Here is a 17536-nt window from a genome sequence, read left to right as displayed (position 1 = left end):
TCGATTAAAGTGTCTGCCGGCATTATAGCGAAGTTCGCCAATTCAGCATAAGAACAGTTCGTTAGATAAATTGCATTAGATCATTCGGCGATTCAAAAATATGTGTCGCATTCCATTGACTGGGTTGATCTCCTGGTTGAAGGTAGCCCCAGTTTGCTACAGCGCTTGGCATTTGTGCGTTGTGTGCTGCATCAATATCTCGTTTGTGGTCGCCAATATAAAGGCAATCGGAAGGCGGCACTGATAACTTTTTACTGCAGATTTCTAGCCCTTCCGGATTAGGTTTGATTTCGGTGACGTCATCACGGGTAATGCCAATAGCAATTGGCGCAATCTCTGAAATCTGTGGTTCGATGTGCTGATAAAATCGTCGGCCTTTATTGGTAATGATGCCTAGAGGGATGTTTTTATCTGCGAGCTTTCTTAAAAGTGCTTCCACCCCGTCAAATAGTGGGCAACTTTCGTGAACTTCGGTGTCATAAAGCTTCAGGAATTCATCGCATAGCGATTGATGTTGTTCGGTATTTGCCGAAATCTCTAGACATTGCTCAACCATGACGGCGGCACCGTTGGATGCCCAGCTTCTGACGCTGGTTTCGCTTGGGGCTTTTAAATCATGTTTCTTGGCAAGTCTGTTGAGAATGGTGTGAAAGTGGACGGCTGAGTCCAATAGGGTGCCGTCCAGGTCAAACAGTATGGCCTTGTATGTCATGGTGTTTGATTGCCAATTATTCTGATAGCGTGGTGTGAACCATGTAATTAACATCAACGTCACTGGAAAGTCTGTAGACTTTAGTGAGGGGGTTGTACGTTAAACCTACGGTTTCGTGTGCTTTTAGATTTGCATGGCGCGTCCAGCGAATAAGTTCAGCAGGTTTGATGAATTTCTTAAATTCGTGAGTGCCTTTTGGCAGCATTTGAAGAACGTATTCTGCTCCAACAATAGCAAACAGAAATGATTTAGGATTTCTGTTGAGTGTCGAAAAGAAAACGTGGCCACCTGGCTTAACTAAAGTGGCACACGCCTGGATGATGGAGGACGGGTCGGGAACGTGCTCTAGCATTTCCATGCAGGTAACGACATCAAAGCTTTGCGGTTGTTCTGCGGCAAGTTGCTCTACAGGGATTTGCTGATAGCTAACATTTTCAACTCCCATTTCCAGTGCGTGGAGTTGAGCAACAGACAAAGGTGCTTCACCCATATCGATACCCATTACATCTGCGCCTCGACGAGCCATTGATTCGGCCAAAATTCCGCCGCCACAACCAACATCCAAAACGCGTTTTCCGTTTAAGGATGTTTTCTCATCAATGAAATTTAATCGTAATGGATTGATCTCATGTAGTGGTTTAAATTCGCTGTTTGGGTCCCACCAACGGCTGGCTAGGGCTTCAAATTTAGCAATTTCTTCTCTGTCTACATTTATGTGGTGCTGTTCGCTCATTCTACTTCCTGAGGAAAAATTGTGCTGTTAGGCAAAAGTCTTATTGGTTTTCTTGGGCGGCTTTGATTTTGTCTGCCCAGTTTTTTGCATTCTTTATGATGCTTGTTTGGTCCAGAGTAGTCAGTTCTCGGTTTTTGACCAAGAGCTTGCCTTCTGACCAGACGTTGGTAATTTGATCGCTTCGGCCAGTGTATACGATTTGAGAGATTGGATCATATACCGGTTGGCAGTGGATGTGAGATAGATCAATTGCTGTAATGTCTGCTAACTTTCTGATCTCAAGGCTTCCGGTTTTGTTTTGGATGTTCAGTGCTTTGGCGCCATTAATGGTGGCTGCTTTTAATGCGTCCAGTGCATTAAAGGTGGTCGCGTCTTGCTTGACTGCTTTTGCCATTAGCGCGGCAGTCCTTAGTTCGCCTAGCATGTCGAGATCATTGTTGCTGGCTGCGCCGTCTGTGCCAATAGCAATGTTTATGTTTTGTTCTTGAATAGTGCCAATGGGGGTGAAACCGCTTGCCAGTTTTAGGTTTGATTCAGGGCAGTGGATCAGGTGAGTTTCACTCGCTTGAACTGTTTTTAGGTCGTCTTCATTCAGTGCGGTCATGTGAACACATTGTGTGTTTTTGTTGAGAACTCCCAGGCGATTTAGGCGCTCAATGGGTCTCATGTTGTGTTCTTTTAGGGATTCATCCACCTCAAACTGGGTTTCATGAAGATGAACTTGAATGGCGCAGTTTGTTTCTTGTTGTAGCTTTAAGCACTCAGTAAACGTGGCGTCTGAAACTGTGTAAGGGGCGTGTGGGCCTGCTGCGATTTCAATTCGAGAATGTTCTGAGTATTGCTCAATTAGCTTGCGTGTTTTTTCTAGATATTCAGTTGGTCCGCTGCCCCACGCAGTTGGGAATTCCAGAATTGGGGTGCATAGTTGGGCTTTGATACCGGCTTTATCTACTACCTCGGCAGTTGCTTCTGGAAAGAAGTACATGTCGCTGAAGGTTGTGGTGCCTGAAAGCAACATTTCCGCGATGGCCAGCTCTGTTCCATCTTTTACGAACTCATGGCTTACCCATTGTCCTTCGGCAGGCCAGATGTGATCGTTTAGCCAGGTCATTAGAGGTAGGTCGTCTGCCATGCCTCTAAATAATGTCATGGCTGCATGGTTGTGCGTATTTATGAAGCCGGGTATAAGAGCGTGTTGTTCAAGGATGTGGCGCTTGGCGTCTGGATATTTTTCTCTTGCTTCGGTGGTGGGCAGGATGTCGTGTATTGAGGAATCTAAAATAATGAGGCTGTGATTTTCAAGAACATGAGGGAGGTCAAATTGAATAATCCATTGTGCTTCAATTGCTTGTAAAGTGCTTGTCATTGTTTGTTTCTCCCTTTAATAACAGCGTAAATGATCTTGTTGGCCTCATTAATTTCCAGAGAAGAAAGCGCTGTAAATAAATGTGGCACCATTGTCCATGATTGAGTGATGTTTTTCTATAAAAAACAGCTTGCTTGGTGTATGATTTCGATCTTATTTTCAGACAGTTAACCCACCATTTTATGGAAGCTTCTGATTAGGCGTTGCGAACTGCGCATGTCCAAGCTGTGGTTGCTGAGTTTTCAGAACTTGAGATTTAAAACAACGAACAAAGTTCTTGAAATCGACAAATTTTTCGTCGCTGACACATTAGTGCGCATCCTGTGTGACGACAAGGGAATTAGGTTTTATGGTTGAATTTGCCAAACAAGTAAGCAATATCAATATTGAGGAAGAGCTCCAGCAGTCTTATCTAGATTATGCAATGAGCGTTATTGTTGGGCGTGCATTGCCTGATGTAAGGGATGGTTTGAAACCTGTGCATCGTCGTGTTTTGTACGCTATGAATGTATTGGGTAATGATTGGAATAAGCCGTATAAAAAATCTGCTCGTGTGGTAGGTGATGTGATCGGTAAATACCACCCACACGGTGACTCTGCGGTATACGATACGATTGTTCGTATGGCGCAACCTTTCTCAATGCGTTACATGCTTGTTGATGGTCAAGGTAACTTTGGTTCAATCGATGGTGATGCTGCAGCTGCCATGCGTTATACCGAAGTTCGAATGAACAAAATTGCACATGCAATTCAAGCGGATCTTGAAAAAGAAACCGTTGATTTTGTACCTAACTACGATGGTACTGAGCAAATCCCGGAAGTTATGCCGACCCGCGTTCCAAACTTGTTGGTGAATGGTTCTTCTGGTATCGCCGTTGGTATGGCGACAAATATCCCACCGCATAACCTTACCGAAGTCATTAATGGCTGCCTTGCCTTGATCGAAAATCCTGAGCTTGATATTGATGGTTTGATGGAATACATCCCTGGGCCTGATTTCCCAACCGGTGCTTTCATCAATGGTCGCGCTGGTATTATTCAGGCATATCGTACCGGTCGTGGTCGCATATATATGCGTGCGCGTCATCATGTTGAGGAAGATCCAAAGACTGGACGTGAGACAATTGTGTTCACCGAAATTCCTTACATGGTGAACAAAGCTCGTTTGATCGAGAAAATTGCTGAGCTGGTAAAAGATAAGAAGATTGAAGGTATCTCTGAGCTACGTGACGAATCAGATAAAGACGGTCTTCGTATCGCAGTCGATTTGAAACGTGGTGAGAATGCCGACGTTGTGGTGAACAATCTGTTCTCGCAAACACCTTTGGAAAATGTATTTGGTATTAACACTGTTGCCTTGGTCGATGGTCAACCGAAAACATTAAATCTAAAAGAGCTGTTAGAAGCGTTTGTTCAGCATCGCCGTGAAGTTGTAACTCGTCGTACTGTATACGAACTGCGTAAAGCACGTGAACGCGGCCATGTTTTGGAAGGTTTGGCCGTTGCACTTGCTAATATTGATCCTGTGATTGAAACCATCAAGAAATCTGAAACTGCAGCGATTGCAAAAGAGCGCTTGATTGAAACACCTTGGTCACCTGGCAGTGTTCTGGATATGTTGGAGCGTGCTGGTTCTGATGCGTGTCGTCCAGAAGAATTGCCTGAAAAGTACGGTTTGCGTGATGGTAAATATTATCTGTCTCCGGAACAGGCTCAAGCAATTCTGGAATTGCGTTTGCACCGTTTGACGGGTCTTGAGCACGAAAAACTGATCGCAGAGTACAAAGAAAAGATCGACTTGATTGCAGAGTTGCTTGAGATTCTTGGTAGTCGCGAGCGCTTGATGGAAGTGATTCGTGAAGAGCTTGAAGCAATTGTTGAAGAGTATGGTGATGAGCGTCGAAGTGAAATTATTGCGTCTCGTCAGGATCTAACTGTTGCTGATTTGATTCCAGAAGAAGAAATGGTAGTGACCATTTCTCATGGCGGTTACGCGAAAACTCAGCCATTGGATACTTATCAAGCGCAAAGACGTGGTGGTAAAGGTAAGTCCGCAACCGACATGAAGGATGAGGACTATATTGAGCACTTATTGGTTGTGAATTCTCATGAAACCATCATGTTGTTTACCGATAAGGGCAAGGTTTACTGGTTGACGGTATTCGAGATTCCATCAGGTAGTCGTCAGGCAAAAGGTCGTCCGATTGTAAATCTTCTTCCTCTGGATGAAGACGAAAAAGTTTCTACGATCCTTCCTGTTCGCGAATACGTTGAAGGCCATTATGTCTTTATGGCGACTCAGCGCGGTATTGTTAAGAAAGTGGACTTGACTGCATTTGCTCGTCAGCGCAGTTCTGGTTTGATTGCAGTTGAACTTCAAGACGATGATCGTTTGATTGGTGCAGCAATTACCAATGGTGAATGCGATATCATGCTTTCATCAAACACAGGTAAAGTTGTTCGCTTCAGTGAAGAGGATGTACGAGCTATGGGCCGTACGGCACGTGGGGTTCGTGGTATTAAAATGCCGGAAGATGCTCGTGTAATTTCACTTATTATTCCTGATGAAGAAGGTTATATTCTGACCGCAAGTGAGCGAGGATATGGCAAGCGTACGAAGACGTCTGATTTCCCGACTTATAATCGTGGTAGCCAAGGGGTTATTGGCATGCAAACCACTGAGCGTAACGGTGAGATGGTTGGTGCGACTCTGATTCATGATGGCGATGAAATGATGCTGATCAGCGATCAGGGTACTCTGGTTCGAACTCGAATTGATGAGGTGTCGGTACTTGGTCGTAACACGCAGGGTGTTCGTCTGATTAACTTGTCCACTAATGAGAAGTTGGTAAGTGTAGAACGTATTTCTGAGCCTGAAGTAAAAGAGGGCGAAGAGGGTGACGTCTTAGAGGGTGGAATGGTTGAAGGTGAAGCAGTAGTTGTCGATCAATCATCTGGACAGTCCAGTGCGCCTGATGCGGATGCGCCTCAAGAGTAAGTTTTTGAAGCCTACTGTCTTGTAGGCTTCTTTTTCTATTTGTATTTTCTAATTAAATAATATTTTAGTAACTAAGCTGGAAATCGAATGGCTAGAGCATACAACTTTTGTGCGGGCCCGGCGGCATTGCCGGAAGAAGTGTTATTTCAAGCACAGGAAGAAATAGCAAATTGGCATGGTGTGGGTTGTTCCGTTATGGAAATGAGCCACCGAAGTGATGAGTTTGTCTCGATCGCTGATGAAGCAACGCAAGACTTTAAAGACTTGCTGGCAATCGGTGATGACTATGAAGTGCTGTTTGTTCAGGGTGGTGCGAGTTCGCAGTTCAGTATGGTGCCGCTTAACCTGTTGAGTGATAAAACAACGGCTGATTATGTGAATACAGGGCAATGGTCCAAGAAAGCGATTTCTGAAGCTAAACGTTATTGTGATGTGAATGTAGTTGCTTCAAGTGAAGCTGAAAATTTCACAACGGTACCGGATTTCGATCAATGGGCATTATCTAAGGATGCTGCCTATTTGCATTACACTCCAAATGAAACCATTGGTGGTGTCGAGTTCGACTTTATTCCAAATGTCGATGCTCCTTTGGTTGCTGACTATTCTTCAAGTATTTTGTCTGAGCCGTTGGATGTGAGTAAGTTTGGGCTGATTTATGCGGGTGCTCAAAAGAATATTGGCCCGGCTGGTCTTACGATTGTCATCGTGCGTAAAGATCTTTTAGGAAAAGCAAAAGACTTTACTCCAACTATGTTTGACTACCAGGTTCATGCAAAGGCTGGCTCTATGAATAACACGCCACCAACTTATGCATGGTATTTATCTGGCTTGGTATTTAAGTGGTTGAAGCGCCAGGGTGGTTTGAAAGAAATGGCTGAAATTAACAAGCGAAAAGCGGACAAGTTATACGGCTATATTGATCAAAGTGATTTCTATTCAAATCCAGTAGATCCAAGGTATCGTTCAAGAATGAATGTGCCGTTTGTACTGGCTGATGATCAGTTAGACTCCAAGTTTCTTCAAAAGGCGGAAGAGGCTCGTCTGTTGAATTTGGCTGGTCACCGTTCTGTCGGTGGAATGAGAGCCAGTATATATAATGCTGTACCAGAAAGGGCAGTGGATGCTTTGATTGATTTCATGAAAGCATTTGAAAAGGATTATGCATAATTCCGTTTGGTTTTGATTCTATCTCTATTTGTTTTATTAGAGTGTGATCCCGGAACTAAACTTTGAAGAATATGTATCTTCTTCAAAATCGAAAAGACAGGGTAAAAATAGTGTCTACAGAAAAAGAATTGCTCTCGTTAAGAGACCAGATCGATTCCATTGATAAGCAGATCCTTGATCTGATCAGTAATCGGGCTTCATGTGCGCAACGAGTGGCTGAAGTTAAAACGAATGCTGGTGCTGACTCAACGTTATTTTACCGACCTGAGCGGGAAGCTCAGGTGTTGCGTAAAATTATGGATCTTAATCAAGGGCCATTGGATGACGAAGAGATGGCGCGTCTCTTCAGAGAAATTATGTCCGCTTGTTTGGCATTGGAAGATCCGGTTAAAGTCGCATTTTTAGGGCCGGAGGGTACATTTACTCAGGAAGCGGCTCTTAAGCACTTCGGGCATTCCGCAGTTACTGTGCCTATGTCTGCTATTGATGAAGTGTTTCGTGAAGTGGCGGCGGGTTCTGTGTCCTATGGCGTTGTTCCTGTTGAAAACAGTACCGAAGGCGTCATTAATCACACGCTTGATAATTTCATGGATAGCAATATTCATATTTGCGGTGAAGTGGTTTTGAGAATTCATCATCATCTGCTGATGAGTGATGTCACCAAAGAAGACAAGATTAGCCGTATTTATTCTCATGCTCAGTCATTGGCTCAATGCCGCAAGTGGCTTGATGCAAACTATCCTCATGCTGAGCGTGTGGCGGTTAGCAGTAATGCTGAAGCGGCTAAGCATGTACGTGGTGAATGGAATGCTGCGGCCATTGCTGGTGAAACCGCTGCTCAGCTATATAGCTTGAAAAAACTGTCAGAGAAAATTGAAGATCAGCCTGACAATTCTACTCGATTCTTGATTATTGGCAGTCACCCTGTTCCTGAAAGTGGTGACGATAAGACGTCGATTCTGGTTTCCATGCGTAATAAGCCTGGTGCTTTGCATGATTTGTTGGAACCTTTCCATCGAATGGGTATTGATTTGACTCGGGTAGAAACGCGTCCTTCTAAATCCGGTGCTTGGAATTATGTGTTCTTCATCGACTTTAAAGGTCATGCAAGTGACGAATTAATTCAAAAAGCACTTAAGGATGTAGGGGAAAGAGCTACGGATCTTAAGATCCTTGGTTCATACCCTTGTGGTGTTCTTTGATCTTAGGGCAATAAGGAAGTAAGGATTTTCTGATGGGTTCAAATATAGACAAGCTGGTTCAAAACGCTGTTCCTGGTGTGGCAAAACTACATCCATATCAACCGGGGAAACCTGTTGATGAGTTGGCGCGTGAGTTGGGGTTAAACCCCGATGATATTGTCAAACTGGCCAGTAATGAAAATCCATTAGGCCCTTCGAAGCGTGTCTTAGCTGCAATCGAGGCGGAGTTACCTGAATTAACACGTTATCCTGATGGTAATGGGTTTGAGTTAAAGCAGGCTCTATCAAGTCGATTTGATCTTAAACCGAATCAAATAACGCTCGGAAATGGTTCAAACGATGTATTGGACTTAATCGCACGTGCCTTTTTGCAGCCAGGAACCAACGCTGTGTTTTCGCAGTATGCGTTCGCTGTTTATCCTATTTCTACCCAGGCAGTGGGTGCTGATTTGAATATGGTGCCTGCTAAAGACTACGGTCATGATCTGAGTGCTATGGCGAAGGCGATTAACTCTCAGACTAGGGTGGTATTTCTTGCAAACCCTAATAACCCGACGGGTACCATGTTTGGGCGTGACGAGTTCAGAACGTTTATGACTGAAGTGCCGGGTGATGTTCTGGTGGTGCTTGATGAAGCATACAGTGAATATGTGTCTGATGAGAATTATCCGGACGGGATTGAACTGCTGACTGACTATTCCAATTTGGTTGTGACTCGCACTTTTTCCAAAGCATATGGTTTGGCATCATTGCGAGTGGGTTGGGCTGCGAGTGCTCCGGAGATTGCTGACCTACTTAATCGTGTTCGGCAGCCATTTAATGTTGATTCATTGGCTTTGGCAGCTGCAAAAGCGGCACTGGCAGATGTTGATTATCTTGAAGCTGGCAAAAAACTAAATGATCAGGGATTGATTCAAATTACGGAGGCCTTGGATGCGAAGGGGCTTTCCTATATTCCGACAAAAGGGAACTTTATTGCTGTAGATTTTGCTCAGGATACGGCTGCGATTAACCAGGCTTTCCTTGAGAAAGGAGTAATCTTAAGACCGATTGCTAATTATGGGTTGCCTAATCATCTTCGGGTAAGTATTGGTACTCAAGAAGAAAATCAGCGATTTATAACTGTATTAAATGAGTTGGACCTTAATGGCGAATCCTAAAAAAATAATTCAGGCGTTACCTGTTGAAAATATTTTTGTCGTTGGTCTAGGGTTGATTGGTGGTTCATTCGCAAAAGCCGTAAAAAAAGCCAACCCTGCTCTTCATATAATAGGGTTTGATCGAAACCCTGAGGAAATGGAAACTGCACTTCGAATAGGGGTGATTGACGAGATTGCTCCTTCGCTTGAGTCTGGTGCTGAGCGTGCGCATGTGATCATGCTGTCTGTGCCTGTGAAAGCTATGAATCCCGTATTGCGTGCCATGCGTGATCATATTGCAGATCAGACGATCATCACGGATGTGGGCAGTGTGAAAGGGACGGTCATTGATGCGGTTGCTGATGCATTTGGCTTTCTTCCTAGGTGTTTTGTGCCAGGTCATCCGATTGCAGGTTCTGAAAAGAGCGGTGTGATCTCTGCAGATGCAGATCTCTTTGTGAAGCATAAGGTGATTATTACACCTCCTCACGGGGTATCTTCCAAAGCAGTTAACTCGGTCAGAAAGTTGTGGGCATCTACTGGCGCGGAAGTGTTAGCAATGTCCCCTCAGTACCATGACCAGGTATTAGCGTCGACCAGTCATTTGCCGCACTTGCTTGCATTCTCTTTGGTGGATACATTAGCGCGAGAAGACCAGAGTCTGGATATCTTCCGTTATGCTGCCGGTGGTTTTCGTGATTTCACCCGAATTGCAGCCAGTGATCCGACGATGTGGCACGATATTTTTCTGACGAATACCAGAGCTGTAATGCAGTCATTAGAGCACTTTGAGTCTGGAGTGCAGCGTTTAAAAGACGCAATTTTGAATCAAGATAGCCAGGAAATGCTTGGTATTTTTACACGAGCGAAGGCGGCTAGAGAACATTTTAATCGAATATTAGACGGTACACCGTACTTAAAACCTATGACTACAAATAATCTTGAATATCATGTAAAACCAGGTGGATCTGTTCAGGGATCAATTCGTGTTCCTGGTGATAAGTCCGTTTCTCATCGTTCTATCATGCTGGGTGCTTTGGCGAAAGGCATCACGGAAGTAGAGGGCTTCCTGGAAGGTGAAGATGCGTTATCAACCCTTCAGGCATTTCGAGATATGGGTGTTGTTATTGAAGGGCCTTACGATGGTAAGGTTAAGATTTATGGTGCCGGTTTGCATGGACTTCAGGCGCCTCCTGGTCCTTTATATATGGGGAACTCGGGGACTTCAATGCGCTTGTTGTGTGGTCTTTTGGCTGGTCAGGAGTTTGATGTCACGCTGACAGGGGATGAGTCTCTATCTAAGCGTCCAATGGAACGTGTTGCTAAGCCTTTACGTGACATGGGTGCAGTGATTGAAACCGGTGAAGGTGGTCGTCCTCCTATCAAAATTAAAGGTGGTCAGTCTCTAAAAGGTATCCACTATGATTTACCGATGGCGTCTGCCCAGGTTAAATCTTGTGTGCTTTTAGCTGGTCTTTACGCAGATGGTCAAACAAGTACGACGGAGCCTGCGCCGACCCGTGATCATACTGAGCGTATGCTGAATGGTTTTGGCTATCCAGTGAAAACAGAAGGTCCAACGGCTTCTCTTCAGTCGGGTGGTTCTTTAACGGCTACGAAGATTGATGTGCCGTCCGATATTTCTTCGGCGGCATTTTTCATGGTGGCAGCTTCTATCGCGCCTAATTCTGATCTGACGATTCGTCACGTGGGAATGAATCCTACGCGTGTTGGTGTGATTAATATCCTGAAAGCAATGGGCGCGAATATTGAGCTTTCTAATGAGAAAGAAGTGGGTGGTGAGCCTGTAGCTGATATTCGAGTTCGTTCTGCTCAGTTGAAAGGAATTCATATCCCTGAAGATCAGGTGCCATTGGCTATCGATGAGTTTCCTGTATTATTCATTGCAGCCGCATGTGCTGAAGGTGAAACTGTGCTTACAGGTGCTGAAGAACTTCGTGTTAAGGAAAGTGATCGCATTCAGGTAATGGCGGACGGATTGATTGAATTGGGCATTGATGCGACGCCTACACCTGATGGCATGATTATCAAGGGTGGTGACATGGGCTCGGCGACTGTATACAGTCATGGGGATCACCGTATCGCGATGTCTTTCACTGTAGCAGGCTTACGCTCTAAAGGTGAAATTGTCATCAAGGGTGCGGAGCATGTGGCGACATCATTCCCGGGGTTTGTTGAGTTAGCAAATCAGGTGGGAATTAATATTGAGGCTACGGAAGTTTAGTTTGTAGTCATATAAAAAGGCCTCGAAAGAGGTCTTTTTTGTGTCTAAAGAAGTCAATAACAAACAAAGTAATATCAGAGATCAATACAAAGGAAAGGCATGTTGAAAGTTCTAACAATTGATGGACCTAGTGGCAGCGGTAAGGGCACAGTAGCGAAAATTCTGGCTCAAAAGCTGGAATGGGATTTATTGGATAGCGGAGCCTTGTATCGTCTTGTGGCCTATGGTGCGCTGAAACATGGTATTGAATTGGATGATGAGCAATCTTTGTCAGAGTTAGCCTTGAACCTGGATGTGGAGTTCCGATTGGAAGAGGGCAGTGAGTTGTTAATTCCTGTCTTTGAAGGTGAGGATGTTTCTAAGAAAATTCGTACGGAAACTTGTGGCGATGCTGCATCAAAAGTGGCGGCCCTGACGCCTGTTCGAGATGCTTTATTAGATCGTCAGAGAGCGTTTGCGACGGAAGCAGGGCTGATCGCTGACGGACGAGATATGGGGACGGTTGTTTTCCCTGATGCACCTGTAAAAGTTTATTTATCGGCTTCTGCTGAGGAGCGTGCTGAGCGGCGCTATAATCAGTTGAAATCAAGTGGTGAGTCTGTTAGTATTGCCGCCATTTTAGACGAGATCAAAGCGCGCGATGCTCGTGATATGAATCGTGAGGTAGCGCCATTAAAGCCGGCCGCCGATGCCATTGAAATCGACAGTACTCATCTTTCTATCGATGAGGTTGTTAATCAAGTTTCAGATGCGCTCTCTAAAGTAGGCTTGATCTAGACTGCTCGAGTATGCTCCACAAATTCCAGTCAAAGCATACATCAAGCGATTATAAATAGACCCATGTAGACTGGTACATGGTGAGTGGTATGACCGGTTTCGGCTGGGCTTAACCACACTAAAACATTAGGTATAAAAATGAGCGAAAGCTTTGCTGAATTATTTGAAGAAAGCCTTAAATCCGTAGACATGAAGCCGGGTTCAATCGTAACCGGTATCATCGTAGACATCACTGGTGACTGGGTTACAGTTCACGCTGGTCTAAAGTCTGAAGGCGTTATCCCTCGTTCACAATTCGTTAGCGAAAGCGGTGAATTCGATCTAAACGTTGGTGACGAAGTTCAGGTTGCTCTAGAAGCAGTAGAAGATGGCTGGGGTGAAACTCGTCTGTCTCGTGAAAAAGCTAAGCGTGCTGAGTCTTGGATTGATCTTGAAAAAGCTTACGATGCTGGTGAGATCGTTAAAGGTATCATCAACGGTAAAGTTAAAGGCGGCTTCACAGTTGACGTTAACAGCATCCGTGCATTCCTACCTGGTTCTTTGGTTGACGTTCGTCCAGTTCGCGATACTGCGCACTTGGAAGGCAAAGAGCTAGACTTCAAAGTAATTAAGCTAGATCAGAAGCGTAACAACGTTGTTGTTTCTCGCCGTGCTGTTCTTGAAGCTGAAAACAGCGCTGAGCGTGATGCTCTATTGGCTGAATTGGCTGAAGGCGCAGAAGTTAAAGGTATCGTTAAGAACCTTACTGACTACGGTGCGTTCGTTGATCTTGGTGGTGTTGATGGTCTTCTACACATCACTGATATGGCTTGGAAGCGTATCAAGCACCCAAGCGAGATCGTAAATGTTGGTGACGAAATCAACGTTAAAGTACTTAAGTTTGACCGTGACCGTAACCGTGTATCTCTAGGTCTTAAGCAACTAGGTGAAGATCCATGGCAAGCAATCACTGATCGTTACCCAGAAGGTGCGAAAGTGACTGCACGTGTTACTAACCTAACTGACTACGGCTGCTTCGCTGAGCTTGAAGAAGGCGTTGAAGGTCTTGTACACGTTTCTGAAATGGATTGGACTAACAAAAACATCCATCCATCTAAAGTTGTACAAGTTGGTGATGACGTTGAAGTTATGGTACTTGATATCGACGAAGAACGTCGTCGTATCTCTCTAGGTATCAAACAGTGTCACACTAACCCATGGGAAGATTTCTCTGGCAACTTCAACAAGGGCGACAAAGTTACTGGTAAGATCAAGTCTATCACTGACTTCGGTATCTTCATCGGTCTTGACGGTGGCATCGATGGTCTAGTTCACCTTTCTGACATCAGCTGGAACGAAGCTGGTGAAGATGCAGTTCGTGCATATAAGAAAGGCGACGAAATCGAAACTGTTATCTTGTCTATCGACCCAGAGCGTGAGCGTATCTCTCTAGGTGTTAAGCAGCTAGAAAGCGATCCATTCGTTGAGTTCGTTGCTGAAAACGACAAAGGTGCAATCGTAACTGGTACAGTTAAAGAAGTTGACGCGAAAGGTGCTGTAGTTGAACTAGCAGCAGACGTTGAAGCGACTCTTAAAGCTTCTGAGATCAGCAACGACCGCGTTGAAGATGCTCGTAACGTACTAAACGAAGGTGATTCAGTTGAAGCTAAGATCGTAGCTGTTGACCGTAAGAACCGCACTATCAGCCTATCTATCAAGTCGAAAGACACTGATGATGAAAAAGCTGCGATGAAGAAGATCCGTGATCAGGAGCAAGAGCAATCTGGCCCTACTACGATCGGTGATCTTATCAAGCAACAGCTTGCTGATCAGTAATCACTTGTAATCTGGATTGTTAAGATCTGGATTGAAGTATTACGAAAAACCCGCGCATGTCGCGGGTTTTTTTATGCCTGTTAAACGCGTGATTACGTAACCGATCTGACATAGATATTCCATAGACTCGGAGGAAATTAGTTTTGCCTGAGAATTTCCTATGGATATGCCGCCAGTTATTCGAACACAACAAGGTCAAATCCGGAAGGTTGGTGTAGAACTTGAGTTTGTTGGCATTGAATTGTCAGCGGCTGTTGATGCAGTAGTAGAATGCTTTGGTGGCTCAATATTAGCAAACTCGGATTATGATATTCGCGTTAAGGATTCGCGCTTAGGCTCATTTCGCATAGAGTATGACTCCAGCTACCTGAAGAGTATTTCAAAGGCAGATGAGTGCTCAGGTGATAGCATCTTCTCCAGATTCCTGCGGGGAAAAGAACATAATGATTCTCTATCGTCAAAAGTAGAATTTGAGGGGGCGTTAGAACCAGGTCTTATGGAAAGGCTTTTCCGTTCAATGACCTCTCTGGAGGTTGTATCTCCACCAATTAATATCACAGAGCTGTATGTATTTAATCAATTAATTGAGCGATTACACAAGCTGGGGGCCAAGGGGACTAGAAATCAGCCTCTGAGAGCGCTTGGGTTACATTTTAACCCTGAGGTTGTGTCTTTGGGTGTAGATGATCTTCTTCCGGTTCTGAAGGCATTTCTCTGCCTTTATGAACGACTGGTTATTCTGGAAGACGTGGACGTTGTTCGAAAAATATATCCCTACATTCAGCCATTTCCACAGGATTACGTAAAGCTGGTTGTTGATCCACGGTATAATCCACCGCTAGATCTGGTGGTTCTCGATTATTTAAAATTTAACCCGACAAGGAATCGTCCATTAGATTTGCTGCCTGTATTTATGACTGTTCTGCCAGAGTTAGTTGAGGCGCATGTAGACAGCTCTTTAGTGTCAGCAAGGCCGACATTTCATTACCGTCTTCCAAACTCTGAAATTGATAGGCCGATGTGGTCGCTTACTAAGGCTTGGAATCACTGGGTGTTAGTTGAAAGACTTGCTTATGATGCTGAAAGTCTTGAGAAGCTCTGTCGGATGCACACCCATTATTTTGATGGAATACAACAGCTCTCTTCAAGTAGCTGGAAAAGAGCGTTAGATGATGTTTTCATGTCGCCAGACTTTTTATCTGGCTGATATTTGCTTTTTGGGTGATTTCTACGATCTGTCCTTGAGGTGTTCTTGGAATATTTATTGTTATTTCTTTCAGCGTTTGGAGCGGCCACCATATTGCCATTTTATTCAGAGGTGGTTCTTGTTGGTATGTTGGTGAATAGCCCCGATCAGTGGGTTTACTTGTGGTTGACTGCATCCATAGGGAATACGCTTGGGGCTTGGGTTAATTGGTATATCGGTCTTTATATGTTGCACTACAAAGAGTCGAAATGGTTTCCTTTCAAGGGGCGGGCGTTGGAAACGGCTCAGTCCTGGTTTCAAAAATATGGGGTTTGGTCTTTATTAATGGCGTGGGCGCCAATTGGTGGTGACGCAATAACCTTCATTGCGGGTGTAATGAGAGTCAAGCTTGGTGTTTTCTTAACTCTCACTTTTATCGGTAAGTCATTACGTTATTTGATTTTAGTTGCTGCTACCCTTGAGTTAGGGTTGCTGGAATTATTGAGTTAGCTTATTTCTCTCTAGAAACATCTTAATAATTTCAGCGGTGGCCTCTGGATCTTCAATCATTGGGGCGTGGCCCATATTTTTCATCATGACGGTTTCTGTCTCTGGCCTTTGTTCTTTTATTACTCTTAAACCGTCAGCTGAAAGAATTCGATCATCATCGCCCCAAACGACGAGCAGGGGATTCTTGTATTTCTTCAATGATTCTTCGATTGGGTAGGTAAACGCAATTTTTCCGTCTTTCACTTTATGAATTTCAAAGGCGATACGCTCGTTTGATTCGTAGTGACGTTGGAAGTCCTGATTCAATGCGCGTATGGCAAAATCAGGTGTGTAAGGAAGTTCATGGAAAACTTTGGATAGCAGTAATCTGAATTCTTTTTCATTTCTCGGAAGGACATAAGGATGTAATCCTTGCGAGAACATTTTGAACATCTCACTGGGCTCGGATGACTCTACGCCTAGTGGGTTGAGTAGCCAGGCGGATTTGGTTATTTCAGGGTAATTACTCGCAAAGTGAGCGGCAATATACCCGCCCATGGAATTTCCTGTGATATGTATTTGCTTTATCCCAAGCTGATCTATCAAGGCTTTCAGTCGCGTAGTTTGGCTTTCTACATCGTAGCTGGCTGTTTTCAGGATGGTTGATTCTCCGAAGCCTGGTAGGTCTGGAGAGATAACCCGATAATTCTGTGTAAAGTACTTAGCGAGCCGAATCCAGTTGTCTTTATTGGCGCCGAAGCCATGAATCATTAATATTGTTTCACTGTTTTGGGGTCCGCTATCAAGATATTGAATGGTGTGATCGCCTACTTGTATCTGCTTCTGTTCAAGCCCTGCAATAGCACGTTCTGTAGAGATGCTGAGAGACAGTTTTGTTTCATCGTTGAGCGTGTACATTAGCCCAAACAAAACAAGAATTATTGTTGCTATTGAGATGAGAACAGGTTGTTTTTTCATTTTTCGACCATGAGGCAATTAATTGCTGGCAGAGTAATACAAAAATTACGAGAAAAGTATTGAATAATTATACAGTACTGTATATAAATACACTTATTGTTTAACTATGCAGTGGTGGGCATATGAGTGTTTCTCTGGCTGGTGATGTTATTTGTGTTAAGTATCCTGCTGAAGCAGGCGAGTTTACTTACTTTTACAAGCTGATCGACAATCAGCTTGTGAAGTATAAACGCCTCTTCACAATGCTTTGAATTATTGAATCTTATTTAAACCTGTTGTGATTTGGTGTTTTAGGACTTTCGCGAGTCCTGAACCAATCAGCGGTAATGGCAGTTTCATATCAAAATCTATGGTATAGCGTAAGGTCGTTTTGTCACCTTGTTCTCTAAAGGTAAGCTTACCAATGTGGTTTTTGATTGGGCTGCCTTTGGAAATTTTGTATTCGAAGTATTCGTTTTCTACGAACCCGGTGACGGTTTCTTCAAACGAGGGAAGTGGGGTTGCGACAATCTTTCGGACTGAACCTAGTCCGTTTGGAACTCCATTCTCTCCATCTTTGGTTCTCACAATTTTTGCGCCGATTAGTTTGCCAAAGTTTTCATGATCGCAGATGGCGCTAAATACTTCTGAAAGACTCGACTTAAATTCTTTTTCGATAAGGATGTGGTGTTTTGGCATGTCTCTTTCCTGAAATTATTATTGTGTATAGAAAGATGCCAAAAGATGAGT

The 17536-nt window shown here is 44.1% G+C and carries 14 protein-coding genes; 9 read left to right on the top strand and 5 right to left on the bottom strand.

What is annotated here, in order from left to right; translation table 11 throughout:
- Positions 1 to 61 precede the first annotated feature (61 nt).
- Genes QQL66_RS06320 through QQL66_RS06310 form a run of 3 tightly spaced genes read right to left on the bottom strand, consistent with a single transcriptional unit; the run spans position 62 to position 2811 of the window.
- A complete protein-coding gene (locus QQL66_RS06320; RefSeq protein WP_284380085.1) occupies positions 62 to 712 on the bottom strand; it encodes an HAD family hydrolase in 651 nt (216 codons plus the stop codon).
- A 16-nt stretch (positions 713 to 728) separates the two neighbouring features.
- Positions 729 to 1445: a bifunctional 2-polyprenyl-6-hydroxyphenol methylase/3-demethylubiquinol 3-O-methyltransferase UbiG gene (gene ubiG, locus QQL66_RS06315; protein ID WP_284380082.1), complete on the bottom strand. Its 717-nt coding sequence runs from the start codon at positions 1443 to 1445 to the stop codon at positions 729 to 731.
- Positions 1446 to 1485: 40 nt separating this feature from the next.
- Positions 1486 to 2811 carry a TRZ/ATZ family hydrolase gene (locus QQL66_RS06310; RefSeq protein ID WP_284380080.1) on the bottom strand — a complete coding sequence of 442 codons (1326 nt, stop codon included), beginning with the start codon at positions 2809 to 2811 and terminating at the stop codon, positions 1486 to 1488.
- 349 nt (positions 2812 to 3160) lie between these two features.
- On the opposite strand from QQL66_RS06310, the gene gyrA reads away from it, so the two are divergent.
- The 9 genes from gyrA (at position 3161) to QQL66_RS06265 (ending at position 15850) form a co-directional block, all read left to right on the top strand.
- Positions 3161 to 5809 (top strand): DNA gyrase subunit A, encoded by a 2649-nt coding sequence (gyrA, locus tag QQL66_RS06305; protein WP_284380077.1) that lies wholly within the window; start codon positions 3161 to 3163, stop codon positions 5807 to 5809.
- A gap of 87 nt (positions 5810 to 5896) precedes the next feature.
- Positions 5897 to 6976 (top strand): 3-phosphoserine/phosphohydroxythreonine transaminase, encoded by a 1080-nt coding sequence (serC, locus tag QQL66_RS06300; RefSeq protein WP_284380075.1) that lies wholly within the window; start codon positions 5897 to 5899, stop codon positions 6974 to 6976.
- Between the two features lie 110 nt (positions 6977 to 7086).
- Complete coding sequence (gene pheA / locus QQL66_RS06295; RefSeq protein ID WP_431356894.1) at positions 7087 to 8178, top strand: prephenate dehydratase; 1092 nt, start codon at positions 7087 to 7089, stop codon at positions 8176 to 8178.
- Between the two features lie 32 nt (positions 8179 to 8210).
- Positions 8211 to 9338, top strand: a complete 1128-nt coding sequence (gene hisC, locus QQL66_RS06290; RefSeq protein WP_284380073.1) for a histidinol-phosphate transaminase — start codon at positions 8211 to 8213, stop codon at positions 9336 to 9338.
- On the top strand, positions 9310 to 11562 hold the full coding sequence (locus QQL66_RS06285) for a bifunctional prephenate dehydrogenase/3-phosphoshikimate 1-carboxyvinyltransferase (protein ID WP_284380071.1): 2253 nt from the start codon (positions 9310 to 9312) through the stop codon (positions 11560 to 11562). The genes hisC and QQL66_RS06285 overlap by 29 nt, the downstream gene beginning before the upstream one ends.
- A 99-nt stretch (positions 11563 to 11661) precedes the next feature.
- Positions 11662 to 12339, top strand: coding sequence for a (d)CMP kinase (cmk, locus tag QQL66_RS06280; protein WP_284380069.1), 678 nt, complete (start codon positions 11662 to 11664; stop codon positions 12337 to 12339).
- Between the two features lie 138 nt (positions 12340 to 12477).
- Positions 12478 to 14154 carry a 30S ribosomal protein S1 gene (gene rpsA, locus QQL66_RS06275; protein ID WP_284380067.1) on the top strand — a complete coding sequence of 559 codons (1677 nt, stop codon included), beginning with the start codon at positions 12478 to 12480 and terminating at the stop codon, positions 14152 to 14154.
- 160 nt (positions 14155 to 14314) lie between these two features.
- Positions 14315 to 15361, top strand: a complete 1047-nt coding sequence (locus QQL66_RS06270; RefSeq protein ID WP_284380064.1) for an amidoligase family protein — start codon at positions 14315 to 14317, stop codon at positions 15359 to 15361.
- A 57-nt stretch (positions 15362 to 15418) separates the two neighbouring features.
- Positions 15419 to 15850: a YqaA family protein gene (locus tag QQL66_RS06265; RefSeq protein ID WP_284380061.1), complete on the top strand. Its 432-nt coding sequence runs from the start codon at positions 15419 to 15421 to the stop codon at positions 15848 to 15850.
- Here the strand turns inward: QQL66_RS06265 and QQL66_RS06260 are convergent.
- Together QQL66_RS06260 and QQL66_RS06255 are read right to left on the bottom strand one after the other, a co-directional pair.
- Positions 15839 to 16747 (bottom strand): alpha/beta fold hydrolase, encoded by a 909-nt coding sequence (locus QQL66_RS06260; protein WP_284380058.1) that lies wholly within the window; start codon positions 16745 to 16747, stop codon positions 15839 to 15841. The two genes, QQL66_RS06265 and QQL66_RS06260, sit on opposite strands and share 12 nt — an antisense overlap.
- Positions 16748 to 17059: 312 nt before the next feature.
- Positions 17060 to 17485, bottom strand: a complete 426-nt coding sequence (locus tag QQL66_RS06255) for an SRPBCC family protein (RefSeq protein ID WP_284380056.1) — start codon at positions 17483 to 17485, stop codon at positions 17060 to 17062.
- Positions 17486 to 17536 lie beyond the last annotated feature (51 nt).

It is taken from the genome of Litoribrevibacter albus (assembly GCF_030159995.1).
Taxonomy (GTDB): Bacteria; Pseudomonadota; Gammaproteobacteria; order Pseudomonadales; family Litoribrevibacteraceae; genus Litoribrevibacter; species Litoribrevibacter albus.
This window is presented reverse-complemented; position numbering and strand designations above follow the sequence as displayed.